Consider the following 13026-nt stretch of genomic DNA (forward strand, 5'->3'; position numbering starts at 1 on the left):
CGACGGAGGACGACCGCCGGACGCCGCCCTCGCTACCGTTCGGGGCATGTCCCGTTCCTTCCTGCGGCTCGACGCCGCGCTCGCCGTCCTGACGACGGTCTGCGCCCTCACCTCGCTGGCCTCCGTGGGCGCCCCGCTGACCTGGAACGGCACCGTCCCCGTCTCCATCTCGCTCGGGCTGCTGCTGCTGGGCAGGCAGTACGCGCCGGTCACCGTGCTGGCGCTGTCGGCCGCGGTGCTGGTCGGCGCCCAGTACGGCGGGCTGTTCGAGGGCGGCGTCATCTGGCCGATGTCGGTCGCGGTCTTCTCCGCGGGGCTGGCGAACCTGCCGTGGGCGAGCGTGATCTGCACGCTCACCCTCGCGGCGGGCGTCGCCCCCACGATGGACCTGGCCAGGGGCGGGGCGGAGCTGCTGTGGCTCGCTCTCGTGCTGGCTCTCGCCCAGGGCTACCGCCAGCACCTGCGCTGGCGCGCCGAGCACGAGGCCAGGCTGCGCGAGGCCGCCACGACCAGGCTGGCCGAGCAGCGGCTGCAGATCGCCCGCGAGCTGCACGACGTCGTCGCGCACACCCTCACGGTCGTCGGCCTCCACCTGAACGTCGCCGCCGAGGCCGACACGCTGCCGGAGGCGCGGGCGGCCATCGGGGTCGCCGCCGATGTCCGCAAGAAGGCGATGGCCGACCTCAGGTCGCTGATCGGCGTGCTGCGCGACGTGTCGGGCGAGCCGCAACCCGAGCTCTCCTCGATCGCCGACCTGGTCGCCAGGGCCAGGGAGGCGGGGCTCGACGTCACCCTCGACGAGCGCGGCGACCCTACCGAGGTGCCCGCCGCGCAGGCCATGGCCGCCTTCCGCATCGTGCAGGAGGCGATGACCAACGCGCTGAAGCACTCCGACGCCCGCCGTCTGCTCGTCCACCTGGACTACTCCTCCCGCCAGGTGCGGCTCGAGGTGGTCGACGACGGCACGGGCCCCGTCCCCTACACCGAGGGCCACGGCCTGACCGGCATGCGCGAGCGGGTCGGCGCCCTCGGCGGCTGGCTGGAGATCGAGGCCGACGACGGCTTCGCGGTCAGGGCAGGATTGCCGGTATGACGATCAACGTGCTGCTCGCCGACGACCAGGCGCTGGTGCGCGCCGGCTTCCGCGCCCTGCTGGCCAAGGACGAGGAGATCGCCGTGGTCGGCGAGGCCGCCACCGGCGAGGAGGCGGTACGGCAGGCGCGCCACCTCAGGCCCGACGTGGTGCTGATGGACATCCGCATGCCCGGCTCGGACGGCATCGCCGCCACCAGGCGCATCCTCGCCGAGCTGCCCGAGTGCCGGATCATCATCCTGACCACCTTCGACACCGACGAGAACGTCTTCGCCGCGCTGCGCGCGGGCGCCAGCGGCTTCCTGACCAAGGAGGTGGAGCCCGCCGAGCTGCGCCGGGCGGTCGCGGTGGTCCACGCGGGCGACTCGCTGCTGTCGCCCGGCGTCACCCGCAAGGTCGTCGAGCGCTTCGCCGGCCGTCCGGGGCCCTCCGGCACGCTGGAGGCGCTGACGGCGCGCGAGCTGGAGGTCGTGGGCCTGATCGCCGCCGGGCTGTCGAACGAGGAGATCGCCCACCACCTGGTGATCAGCCCGCTCACCGTCAAGACGCACATCTCGCGCGCGATCACCAAGCTGGGCGTCAGGGACAGGGTCCAGCTGGTCATCCTCGCCTACGAGAACGACCTGCGGTCCTCCATCTCCCACAGGTGATCGATGACGTGCCAGGCGACGCGGCGGCAGGCGTAGCGAGTGGACCAGGCGCCCGAACCGCCCTCCAGCAGGAGCGCCGCCAGCTCCTCCCGCATGGCGTCGCGGTCGGCGACCGACCTGTACGGCGGGTACCTGACGCCGAGCCGGCGGGCGTAGGCGCGTTCGGCCTCGGTGACGTGCTCGACCATCCTGGTGCGGTCGCGCCCGCCGCCGCGCGGCCCCTTGCGCAGTTCCTCGGGCGTGGCGGCGGCGGTCTCGTCGAACAGCGCCCAGGCCGCGCGCAGCAGCGCGACGTCACGGGCGAGCGTCGCCGGGCCGGTGGGCTCGGCGTCGGCGGACGGCTCGGCGTCGGGCGCGCCGAAGTCGGTGGTGCTGGAGCCCTTGACCCGCTCGACCACGACGGGCTCGCCGGGCGCGAAGTCGAGGCCCGCCCGCTCGGCGATCACGCGGTAGCGCGGGGCGTAGTCGGTCAGCCGGTCGATGGCCGGCTCCTCGCTTCTGTCGACGCGGCACCAGCCGGGCCAGTCGAGCGAGCAGGCGAACACCTTCTTGGGGCCGAGCTCCAGGTAGATGCGGTGCATGAGAGCCAGCCTGCCAGCCGTACCTGACAGGGTGCGTCAGGAATCAGATCCGGTCGACGAGATCGGCCTCCGAGTCCACGATCAGCGACGGCCGGAAGGGGAAGCGGTCGACCTGCTCGCGCTGCGTCACGCCGCTCAGCACCAGGATCGTGTAGAGGCCCGCCTCCATGCCGCAGACGATGTCGGTGTCCATCCGGTCGCCGATCATCGCGGTGGTCTCGCTGTGGCCGTCGATGGCGTTCAGCGCGTGGCGCATCATCATGGGGTTGGGCTTGCCGACGAAGTAGGGCTCGACCCCCGTGGCCTTGGTGATCATCGCGGCCACGGCGCCGCAGGCCGGGAGCGAGCCCTCGTTCGACGGACCCACCGGATCCGGGTTCGTCGCGATGAACCTGGCGCCGGCCTCGACCAGCCTGATGGCCTTGGTGATCTGGGTGAAGCTGTAGGTGCGCGTCTCGCCCAGCACGACGTAGTCCGGGTCGATGTCGGTCAGCACGTAGCCGATCTCGTGCAGCTCCGTCGTCAGCCCCGCCTCGCCAATCACGTAGGCGGAGCCGCGGGGACGCTGGTCGTCCAGGAAGCGCGCGGTCGCCATCGCCGAGGTGAAGATGGCCTCCTCCGGCACGTCCAGGCCGCCCGCGCGCAGCCGTACGGCGAGGTCGCGCGGGGTGTAGATGGAGTTGTTCGTGAGCAGCTTGAAGCTCTTGCCCGACTCGCGCAAGCGCTTGACGAACACCTCGGCGCCGGGCACGGGATGCCCCTCGTGCACCAGGACGCCATCCATGTCGGACAACCAGGTCTGGATGGGCTTACGCTCAGTCACGCGGCCATCCTACAAATGACCACTTGTCCAGCCAGTGGCGGGCGTGTGAAGAATGTGCTCCATGTCGCTTCTTGAATCAGCACAGGACATGCGGGACGAGCTCGTCCGGCTCCGCCACTCGCTGCACACCACGCCCGAGGTCGGGCTCCACCTGCCCGTCACGCAGGAGAAGGTGCTGGCCGCGCTCGACGGCCTGCCGCTGGAGATCAGCACGGGCGAGTCGCTCAGCTCGGTCACCGCAGTGCTGCGCGGCGGCAGGCCGGGCCCCGCCGTCCTGCTCAGAGGCGACATGGACGCGCTGCCCGTCGCCGAGCGCAACGACCTGCCGTACATCTCCACCCACGAGGGCAGGATGCACGCCTGCGGCCACGACCTGCACACCACCATGCTCACCGGGGCCGCCCACCTGCTGGCCGCCCGGCGGGAGCAGCTCGCGGGCGACGTGGTGTTCATGTTCCAGCCGGGCGAGGAAGGCTACGAGGGCGCCAAAGTCATGATCGACGAGGGCGTGCTCGACGCGGCCGGCTCGCGGGCCGTGGCCGCCTACGGCATGCACGTGGTCTCGGCGATGCTGCCACCCGCGACGTTCTCCTCGCGTGGCGGGCCCATCATGGCCGCGGCCGACACCTTCGACGTGCACGTGATCGGCAGGGGCGGCCACGGGTCCACCCCGCAGCGGGCGCTGGACCCCATCCCGGCCGCCTGCGAGATGGTCACCGCCCTGCAGACTCTGGTGACCAGGGCCTTCGACGTGTTCGACCCGGTCGTGGTGACCGTCGGCAGCTTCCACGCGGGCACCGTCGACAACGTCATCCCCGACGACGCCCGTTTCTCGGCCACGATCAGGACCTTCAACAAGGACACCAGGGCCCGCGTCAAGCAGCGCGCCGTGCAGCTGGTCGAGGGCATCGGCGCGGCGCACGGCCTGCGGGTCGAGGCGTCCTTCGGCATGGGCTATCCGGTCACGGTCAACACCCCGGACGAGGCGTCCTTCGCGGGCGAGACCATCGACGGGCTCTTCGGTCCCGGCCGCTTCTTCGTGGCCCCGCAGCCGGTCATGGGCTCGGAGGACTTCTCCTACGTGCTCGAGGACGTGCCCGGAGCCTTCGTCTTCCTCGGCGCGTGCCCGCGCGACCGGGACCCGGCGAGCGCGCCGTACAACCACTCCCCCGAGGCGCGGTTCGACGACGCCGTCCTGCCGGACGGCGCGGCGCTCTACGCCTCGCTCGCGCTGTCGCGCCTGTCGCCCGCGACGTCCTGACCCGTCGGCTCGCTCCCCTGCCCGTCCGGCGAGGAGTGCGGCGTCGGCGAGGAGCCCGGCGTCGGTGAGAAGTCCCGCGTCGGCGAGGAGTCCCGCGTCCGGCAGCCCCTCTCGTACGGCAAGCCCCCGAGAGGCCACCGCGGTCACGGGGCGGGGCCCGTCCATCACGCCGCTCCGGCGTGCGGGGCGGGCCGCCGCGACGGGGTCAGCTGATCGTGCGCCAGGTCTGTTCCTCCACCAGTTCCCTGCTGCGCCATCCCGCGGCGGTGCGGACCATGCGGTGGTGATACCAGCCGCCGCCCTGGCACACCCCCTTGGCCCCGGCGGCCAGCATCGTCCTCGATGGCGCCAGCGTGTCGGTGAACGGCGCCAGCACCACGGCCTCGGTGCCCGCCGCCGTACCAGCCGCGGCATCGGCGTCGCCGTCCGCGGCGGTGAAGTCGATGACCGGCGCCCCGACCAGGTGCAGCCGTCCGGGCCACGGCGCCAGCGCCGCGGCCAGCCAGGCGCTGACCTCCTCCAGCCCGCCCGCGATCCCGCCCGCCGACCGGTAGTCGATCACGGCGTCGGCGGTGAACACCTCCGCGAGCCGGTCCCACTCCCCGGCGTCGACGGCCCTGGCGTAGCGGGCGAGCAGCCCGGCGATCTCCAGCCGGTCGGCGACCTCACGTTCGTCCATGCCCGGATCTAACCAAACGCTTGCTACACACGACAGTCCCGGCCGCCCGTAAGCTGGTCGGGTGATCACCGTCATCGACGGCCGGGTCGCCGGGCCCGAGGCCGGCCTGCCGCTCCTGGCCCGCTACGGCCACTTCACCGCCATGCAGGTGCGCGACCGGCGCACCCGCGGCCTCGACCTGCACCTGGCCCGCCTGAGGGCGGCCAACCGCGAGCTGTTCGGCCTCGACCTCGACACCGCGCTCGTCATCGACTCGATCAGGACCGCGCTCGGCGACGACCTCACCGACGCCAGCGTCCGCGTCTACGTCCAGGCGGCCGACGCCGACGAACGCCCGCACGTGTTCGTCACCGCCCGCCCGCCCATCGCGGTCGCCACCACGCCGCGCAGCGTCCGACCCGTCGGTTACCAGCGCTTCCTTCCGCACATCAAGCACCTGGGCGGCCTCCCCCAGGCGTACTACGGAAGCCGGCTCCACGCCGAGGGCTACGACGAGGGCCTGCTCACCGGTCCCGACGGCCTGATCTCCGAAGGCCTGATCACCAACCTCGGCTGCTTCGACGGGACCGCGGTCATCTGGCCCGACGCGCCGATGCTGCACGGCATCACCATGCAGCTGATGGAGCGCGCGCTGGAGCCGGCCGGCATCCCGCAGGAGCGCCGCCCCGTCAGGGTCGCCGACCTGCCCGCCTACGAGGCGGTCTTCCTCACCAACTCCCACGGCGTGGTCATGGTCGGCCGGCTCGAGGAGGCCGCCCTCAAGCTCGACGAGGCGTTCGCCGCCCGGCTGCTCGCCCTGTACGAGGACGTCGCCTGGGACGCGATCTGACCATGACCCGCCGGGGCAGGGCTCAGTAGGAGCGGCCGAAGACGACCCGCTTGCCGTAGGCGGAGGGTTCCCCGCAGCGCACGCAGGTCCCGGTCTCGGCCGCGCCGTCGAGCGGAACGCAGCGTGGGGTGGCGGCGGTGCGCGCCTTGATGTCGTCCTCGCACGAGGGTTTGCCACAGTGCAGCGCCAGCGCCCACCCCGAGCCGACCGCGGCGGCGAAGGACTCCCACGTGCCGACCGGCGTGGTGCGCTCGTCGCGGAACGCGGTGGCCCGGCGCAGCAGGAACTCCTGGAACTCCGCGAGGATCCCCGGCATGCTCGCGGGCACGGCGGCCAGCGGGAGCGACTGCTTGCCCTCCTCGCCCAGCCTCCTGGCCATGACCACGGTGTCCGACTCCAGGTCGCGGGGGCCCAGTTCGAGGCGGATCGGCACCCCGCGCAGCTCCCAGTCGTTGAACCGGAAGCCCGGCGAGAGCTGGGCGCGGTCGTCGACGTGGGCGCGCACACCGGCCGCCGTCAGCCGCGCCGCGAGGTCACGGGCGGCCGCCAGCGTCCGCTCCCCCTGCTCCCCGCGGCCGATCGGGACGATGACGACCTGGTACGGCGCGAGCCTGGGCGGCAGCACCAGCCCCTTGTCGTCGCCGTGCGTCATGATGACGCCGCCGATCATCCGGGTGGACATGCCCCACGACGTCGTGTGGCACAGCTCGAGGCGGCCGGCCGCGGAGGTGTAGTGGATGTCGAAGGCCGCGGCGAAGTTGGTGCCCATGTAGTGGGAGGTGCCGGCCTGCAGCGCCTTGCCGTCGCGCATCATGCCCTCGATGGTGAAGGTGCGCACCGCTCCGGCGAACCGTTCGCCTGCGGTCTTCTCGCCCGCCACCACGGGAATGGCGGCGATGTCCCGCGCCACCTCGGTGTAGAGGTCGAGGGCGAGCATCGTCTCCCGCATCGCGTCGGCCGCGTCGGCGTGCGCGGTGTGGCCCTCCTGCCACAGGAACTCGGTGGTGCGCAGGAACATGCGGGGCCGCAGCTCCCAGCGCACGACGTTCGCCCACTGGTTCAGCAGCAGCGGAAGGTCACGGTGCGAGGAGATCCACCTGGCCATCATCTCGCCGATGACGGTCTCCGAGGTGGGGCGCACGACCAGCGGCTCCTCGAGCTCCTTGCCACCGGCGTGGGTGACGACGGCGAGTTCCGGCGAGAAGCCCTCGACGTGCTGGGCCTCGCGCCGCAGGTAGCTCTCGGGGATCAGCAGCGGGAAGTAGGCGTTCTCGTGGCCGGTGTCCTTGATCCGCCGGTCGAGCTCGCCCTGGAGCAGCTCCCACAGGCGGTAGCCGTACGGTCGGATGACCATGGTGCCCTTCGCCGGGCCCCGGTCGACGAGCTGCGCCTTGGCGACCAGCTCGTTGTACCAGGCCGAGAAGTCCTCACTCTGCGGGGTCACCCCATGGTCGTCTGCCATGCCGGAAGGATAGCGACGCGTGTCGGCCCGTTCACCCGGTTTATCGGCCGAGGGGCGGCCCTTGATCGCCCCCCGGCCAGGGCGTGCCTCAGCGGCAGGCCACCCGGTACGCGTCCAGCTCGTACTTCTTGCGCAGGGAGTTGAAGTTCTGCGCGTTCGACCTGGCGCAGAAGGCCTTGGCGGCCAGCTCGTACTCCACGGTGAACACCGCCTTGCCCGCCCGGACGAACTGGTCGTAGCCGTAGCCGCCGTTCTGCGCGGTGGTGCACTCGTCGTACTGCCAGCACTGCTCGTTCAGCGCCCAGTCGAAGTACGGCAGCAGCTGCGGGATCTGCGCGATGTCGTTCTTCAGGCCCGCCGACAGCCCGCGCGCGTGGGCCTCGTTGGCCAGCCAGGCGTTGTACTCGATCTGGTGGGCGGCGGTCAGCGGGAAGCCGCTGTCGTTGGTGTAGGCGTCGAGGTTGTCGAACTCGACCGCGTCGAAGCCCTTCGCCTTGCACATGTCCAGGCGCGACCGCATGATCGTGCCGAGCTCGCCCGCGTACTGCCTGATGTCCAGCCAGCGTTCACCGGGCCACTCGTCGAGGTTGGCGCCGAGGATCGCGGCGGGGAAGCGGCCGGCGTCGGGCCGCCAGTCCTCGTAGGTGCCGGCGCTGACGTAGCAGACGACCTTGCGGCCGGCCCTGGTCTCGTGCAGCCGCCGGACGGTCGCCGCGGTGGCGTTGAACCCGTCGATGTCGTACATCGTGACGTTCAGGAACGGCTCCTTCGGCACCGACGACAGCTGCCACTGCCAGCTGGTGTCGAGCGCCGGCTTCCAGCAGCCCGGGCAGGGGGTCGGGGTCGGCGCGGTGGTGCCCGCCTCGGCGGAGGCGGGGACGACGAGGCAGGCCGCCCAGATGAGCAGGACGGCGATCAGGGTTTTCCACGCTCTCATGCTTGTCCTCGCAGATGATCGGCAAGGGCGCACGGGATGCTGTTCCTCACTCCGCTCATGCGGCCAGGCCCACGGCACGCAGGCGGTGGCGCGGCCCGGGGGAAGGGCGGGGTGCCCACGCCAGCACATGCCTAGAGTTGCCCATGTCGGCCGGAATTTCAACAACTTCGCGCACAAGAGCGTCGTGGAATACTGGTCGCCCAGGTAGGAGGTGCGGATGTCGCGGATCGTCTTCGTCGGGGCGGGCAGCGTCGAGCTGACCCGCAAGATCCTGTCCGACCTCTTCCTGTCCGAGCCGCTGCGCGGCGAGCTCGACATCGTCCTGCACGACGAGGACCCCGCCCGGCTGGCCACCGCCGAGGCCCTCACCAGGGCGCTGGACGCGGAGGCGGGCGCGGGGGCGCGCGTCAGCGCCCACGCCGACCGGCGGCGGGCGCTCGACGGCGCCGACCACGTGGTCGCCACCATCGAGGTGGGCGGCTTCGAGGCCACGCTGCGCGACTTCCAGATCCCCCACCGCTACGGCCTGCGCCAGACCATCGGCGACACCATCGGCATCGGCGGCATCTTCCGCGGCCTGCGCACCATCCCGGCCGCCGTCGAGCTGGGCCGTGAGATGGCCGCGCTGTGCCCCGACGCCTGGCTGCTCAGCCACACCGACCCGATGGCGATGACCGGATGGGCGATGCACGAGGCGACGGGCTTCACCAGGTTCGCCGGGGTCTGCCACGCGGTCTGCGACACCCACGCCTACCTGGCCGACCTCGTGGGCCGCGACCTCGACGAGCTGACCCTGCGCAGCGCCGGCGTCAACCACCAGTCGTTCGTGCTCGTCTTCGCCGACGACGCCGGCCGGTGCCTCTACTCCGACCTGGACGCCGCGCTGGCCGCCGACCCCGAGCTGAAGAGCCACGTGCGGGTGGAGATGTACCGCCGTTTCGGTTTCTTCCCCACCGAGTCCAGCGAGCACGCCGCCGAGTACGTGCCGTGGATCATGCGCCACGCGGAGGAGACCTCGAGACTCGGCGTGCCGGTCGAGGAGTACCTGCGTAGGGCCGGCATGAGCTTGCACGTCTACGAGGAGACCAGGCGGGCGCTGGCGGCGGGCCGGCCGCTGCTCATCAGATGGCAGCACCAGGAGCCGGCGGCGGCGGCGCTGCTGGCCATGCTGACCGGGCGGGAGAAGCTCGTCCACGTCAACGTCCGCAACGGCGGGCTGATCGGCAACCTGCCGGAGGAGGCGTGCGTGGAGGTGCCGGCGGTGGTCGACGCGACGGGGATCCGTCCGCAACCGGTCGGCGAGCTGCCGATCCAGCTCGCCGCGCTCAACCGCACCTTCCTCAACGTGGTGGAGCTGACCGTGCGGGCGGTGCTCGACGGCGACCGGCGCCACGTCCTGCACGCGGCGATGCTCGACCCGAACACCGCGGCGACGCTCCCGCTGCCGGCCATCGAGGCGCTGTGCGAGGAACTGCTGGCCGCTCACGGCGAGCTGCTGCCCGAGGCGGTGCGCGGATGAGCCGGCCGGTCCGGCGGGGCCGGCCTGGGCGGGCGGCCGCCAGGCCGTGGGAGGTGCGCCGGTGAAGGAGCCGATGCCGACGGAGGTGCGCCGCGAGCGCATGCTCGGCCTGCTGCGCGAGCAGGACTTCGCCAGGGTCAACGAGCTGGCCGAGGCGTTCGGCGTCTCCGGCGTGACCGTCCGCGCCGACCTCGACGCGCTGGAGGAGCAGGGCAAGGTGCGCAGGGTCCGCGGCGGCGCGGTCGCCGCGGGGCCCACGCTCACCGAGCCGTCGTTCGAGATGTCGCTCGGCGCCGCCGCCGTGGAGAAGGGCCTGATCGCCAAGGCCGCCGCCCGCCTGATCAGCTCGGGCGAGAGCGTGCTGATGGGCGCGGGCACCACGACCGCCTACGTGGCCAGAGAGCTGGTGGCCCGCGCCGACCTGACCGAGGTGACGGTCTTCACCAACGGCCTGCGCACGGCGCTGGAGCTGGAGCCCGCCATCCCCCGCTTCTCCGTGGTGGTCACCGGCGGCAGCCTGCGCCGCCAGCAGCACTCCCTCGTCGACCCGATGGCGGGCCGGCTCCTCGAGGGCATCAGGGCCGGCACGGTGTTCCTCGGCTGCGGCGGCGTCCACGCCGACAGCGGCTTCACCAACGTCAACCTGCCGGACGCCGAGATGAAGCAGCGCATGCTGCGGTCGGCCACCAGGCGCGTCATGGTGGCCGACTCCACCAAGCTCGGCAGGATCGAGCTGGCCCCCATCTGCCTGCTGCCGGAGGTCGACCTGCTCATCACCGGCGAGTCGGCCGACCCCGCCGAGGTGGCGCGGCTGCGCGAGCGGGGGCTGGAGGTCCAGCTCGCCGGTTAGGCCGCCGACGTGGCCCGCAGCGGGGGCTGGAGGTCCGGCTCGCCGGTCAGATCGCCGGCCTGACCCGCAGCGGCTCGGGCAGCAGGTCGCCGTGGGCCGCGGTCAGCTCGTCGCACATGCGCCAGATGTCGTCCAGCGACAGGGTGGCCGAGGCGTTCGGATCGACCATGACGGCGTGCCGTACGTGCTCGGGCCTGCCCTCCTCGGCCGCACGGACGGTCAGCTCGTTGACGCTGACGTAGGCGCGGTTGAGCGCCGCGCACTGCGGCGGCAGCGCGCCCACGCGGGTGGGTCGCACGCCGGTGCCGTCGACCGCGCACGGCACCTCGACCACGCAGCCGCCGGGCAGGTTGGAGATCAGCCCGTCGTTGACCACGTTGCCGTAGACGACGCGCGGCGTGCCGGTGACCATGCTGTGGACGATCTGCGGCGCGTACTCGTCAGTGCCGGCGATCTCCAGCTCCACCCCGTGCCGGACGGCGTCGCGGGTGCGCCTGTACTCGCGCACGTTCTCCTCGCTGACCCTCAGGTACTCGCCGACGGGGATGCGCAGCCGCTCGATCTCGCCGCCGTGGCGCAGCAGCCACGGCACGTACTCGGCCGAGTGCTCGCTGGTCTCGGTCGGGTAGTGGCCCAGGCGCCGGTACATCTCCACCCGGACCCTGCGCCGCAGCTCGGCGTCGGCGTCGATGCGGGCGTCGAGCCTGCCGTACAGGTCCTCGCCGTCGCGTTCGAAGCCGAGCACCCAGGCCTGGTGGTTGACGCCCGCCGCCCGGTAGGAGACCTCCTCGTACGGCACGCCGACCAGCTCGGCCAGCCCGCGCATCGTCCAGTAGACCGAGTGGCACAGCCCGACGACGTTGCGCACCCGGCTGGACAGGTACCACACGTTCATGGCCATCGGGTTGGTGTAGTTCATCAGCAGCGCGTCGGGGCAGACGGCGGCCATGTCGGCGGCCAGCGCGTCGAGCACGGGGAAGGTGCGCAGCGCGCGGAAGACGCCGCCGACGCCGATGGTGTCGGCGATGGTCTGGCGCAGGCCGTAGCGGGCGGGGATCTCGAAGTCGGTGACGGTGGCGTCGTGTCCGCCGACCTGGATCATGTTGATGACGAAGTCGGCGCCGTCGAGGGCGGCCCTGCGGTCGAGGGTCGCGGTGATGCGCGGCCTGGCGCCCCTCGCGGCCGCGATGCGGTGGGCGACGGCCTCGGCGACCTCGAGCCGCTCGGGGTCGATGTCGTGCAGCGCCAGGTGGAGCGACGACAGTTCGGGGTGGCGCAGGAGGTCGGCCAGCAGTCCCTGGGTGAAGACGACGCTTCCCGCGCCCACGAACACGATCTTGGGGTTTCTCATGAGGTGGCTTCCTCCCAGGTCGGTTGCGCCGCGGTGCCCCCCGCGGCTCGGGTGGACAGGGTGCCCGCCCTGACTGCCAGGCGCAGACAGTCCTCCAGCGGCAGCCCGTTGAGCCTGGCGGCCAGGAATCCGGCGTTGAAGCTGTCGCCCGCGCCCACCGCGTCGGCGAAGGTGGGAGCGGGCGCGGCGGCGACCCGCAGGGCGCCGTCGGGCGTCCAGGCCAGCGCGCCGTCGGCACCGCACTTCACGACCGGGAGCGTCCCCGTCGCGGCCAGGACGCGCGCTGCGGCCGGCACGTCGTGGCCGGCGGGACCGGCGCTATCGGCGTGGCCGGCGGGACCGGCGCTGCCGGCGATCGCGACGGCCTCTGCGTCGTTGGGGAGCAGCACGTCGGTGAGGGGGATGACCCGCTCCAGCCCCTCCCACCGGCCGGCCGGGTCGTCGTTGGTGTCGAGGGAGGTGCCGAGGCCGAGCTCGCGTGCCGTCGCGAACAGCGCGGCGACGTCCAGCCCGGGTTGCAGGAAGAAGGAGGAGACGTGCGCGTGGGCGGCCCTGGCGAGCACCGATGGCGGGACCTGCCACGGGTCGGACAGGCAGCCGGGCGCGGTCAGGATCGCCCGGTCGGCGCCGCGCACGAGCACCACGGTGAGCGCGGTGGGCCTGGCGGGGTCGACGACGCAGGCGGAGACGTCCACCCCGTGCCTGGCGAGGGTGTCGAGCACGAAGTCGCCGGCGGCGTCGGCGCCGACCCGGCCGGCGAAGGCGGTGCGCAGGCCGAGCCTGGCCGCCCCGCAGGCGGTGATCGCGCCCGATCCGCCGAGGACCAGCTCCCCCGTGTCGACCAGCTGCTCGCGCTGCCCGAAGGCGAGCGTGGACGGTGTTCCCGCCACGATCACGTCGGGGTTGGCGTCTCCCACGACGAGCAGGTCGAAATCTGTTGTGGCCATGGGCAGGAACGGTCCCAGCGCCTTCGATGACTTGTCAAGTCTTT

General features: G+C 72.4%; 13 protein-coding genes. 6 read left to right on the forward strand and 7 right to left on the reverse strand.

The features are described from left to right. The first annotated feature begins 46 nt into the window (after positions 1 to 46). Both ACWEVS_RS14615 and ACWEVS_RS14620 read left to right on the forward strand, forming a co-directional pair. On the forward strand, positions 47 to 1093 hold the full coding sequence (locus tag ACWEVS_RS14615; protein ID WP_452551855.1) for a sensor histidine kinase: 1047 nt from the start codon (positions 47 to 49) through the stop codon (positions 1091 to 1093). Beyond that, entirely contained in the window at positions 1090 to 1743 is a 654-nt protein-coding gene (locus tag ACWEVS_RS14620; RefSeq protein WP_354920895.1) for a response regulator transcription factor, read from the forward strand. The genes ACWEVS_RS14615 and ACWEVS_RS14620 overlap by 4 nt, the downstream gene beginning before the upstream one ends. Here ACWEVS_RS14620 and ACWEVS_RS14625 read toward each other — a convergent pair. Together ACWEVS_RS14625 and ACWEVS_RS14630 are read right to left on the reverse strand one after the other, a co-directional pair. Then, entirely contained in the window at positions 1704 to 2324 is a 621-nt protein-coding gene (locus tag ACWEVS_RS14625) for a hypothetical protein (RefSeq protein WP_452551857.1), read from the reverse strand. The genes ACWEVS_RS14620 and ACWEVS_RS14625 overlap by 40 nt on opposite strands. 43 nt (positions 2325 to 2367) lie before the next feature. After that, positions 2368 to 3147, reverse strand: coding sequence for an HAD-IIA family hydrolase (locus ACWEVS_RS14630; protein ID WP_452551858.1), 780 nt, complete (start codon positions 3145 to 3147; stop codon positions 2368 to 2370). A 61-nt stretch (positions 3148 to 3208) separates the two neighbouring features. Here ACWEVS_RS14630 and ACWEVS_RS14635 point away from each other — a divergent pair, with 61 nt between their 5' ends. Beyond that, on the forward strand, positions 3209 to 4408 hold the full coding sequence (locus ACWEVS_RS14635; protein ID WP_452551860.1) for a M20 metallopeptidase family protein: 1200 nt from the start codon (positions 3209 to 3211) through the stop codon (positions 4406 to 4408). Between the two features lie 205 nt (positions 4409 to 4613). Here the strand turns inward: ACWEVS_RS14635 and ACWEVS_RS14640 are convergent, their stop codons facing one another. After that, positions 4614 to 5087 carry a nuclear transport factor 2 family protein gene (locus ACWEVS_RS14640; protein WP_449925879.1) on the reverse strand — a complete coding sequence of 158 codons (474 nt, stop codon included), beginning with the start codon at positions 5085 to 5087 and terminating at the stop codon, positions 4614 to 4616. A gap of 61 nt (positions 5088 to 5148) precedes the next feature. Here ACWEVS_RS14640 and ACWEVS_RS14645 point away from each other — a divergent pair, with 61 nt between their 5' ends. Further along, positions 5149 to 5916 carry an aminotransferase class IV gene (locus ACWEVS_RS14645; protein WP_452551861.1) on the forward strand — a complete coding sequence of 256 codons (768 nt, stop codon included), beginning with the start codon at positions 5149 to 5151 and terminating at the stop codon, positions 5914 to 5916. Between the two features lie 22 nt (positions 5917 to 5938). Here the strand turns inward: ACWEVS_RS14645 and proS are convergent, their stop codons facing one another. Together proS and ACWEVS_RS14655 are read right to left on the reverse strand one after the other, a co-directional pair. Further along, positions 5939 to 7378, reverse strand: a complete 1440-nt coding sequence (proS, locus tag ACWEVS_RS14650) for a proline--tRNA ligase (RefSeq protein ID WP_452551863.1) — start codon at positions 7376 to 7378, stop codon at positions 5939 to 5941. 88 nt (positions 7379 to 7466) lie between these two features. Beyond that, a complete protein-coding gene (locus tag ACWEVS_RS14655; protein ID WP_452551865.1) occupies positions 7467 to 8315 on the reverse strand; it encodes an endo alpha-1,4 polygalactosaminidase in 849 nt (282 codons plus the stop codon). 217 nt (positions 8316 to 8532) lie between these two features. Between ACWEVS_RS14655 and ACWEVS_RS14660 the strand changes: the two genes are divergently transcribed. Then, positions 8533 to 9834 carry a family 4 glycosyl hydrolase gene (locus ACWEVS_RS14660; protein WP_449925867.1) on the forward strand — a complete coding sequence of 434 codons (1302 nt, stop codon included), beginning with the start codon at positions 8533 to 8535 and terminating at the stop codon, positions 9832 to 9834. Positions 9835 to 9895: 61 nt separating this feature from the next. Next, complete coding sequence (locus tag ACWEVS_RS14665; RefSeq protein ID WP_449925864.1) at positions 9896 to 10684, forward strand: DeoR/GlpR family DNA-binding transcription regulator; 789 nt, start codon at positions 9896 to 9898, stop codon at positions 10682 to 10684. Between the two features lie 46 nt (positions 10685 to 10730). Here the strand turns inward: ACWEVS_RS14665 and melA are convergent, their stop codons facing one another. After that, entirely contained in the window at positions 10731 to 12035 is a 1305-nt protein-coding gene (gene melA / locus ACWEVS_RS14670; protein WP_452416763.1) for an alpha-galactosidase, read from the reverse strand. Then, positions 12032 to 12982, reverse strand: coding sequence for a carbohydrate kinase family protein (locus tag ACWEVS_RS14675; RefSeq protein ID WP_449925859.1), 951 nt, complete (start codon positions 12980 to 12982; stop codon positions 12032 to 12034). Before ACWEVS_RS14675 ends, melA begins: the two co-directional genes overlap by 4 nt. Positions 12983 to 13026: the final 44 nt, after the last annotated feature.

The sequence above is a fragment of the Nonomuraea sp. NPDC003754 genome, from assembly GCF_053605785.1.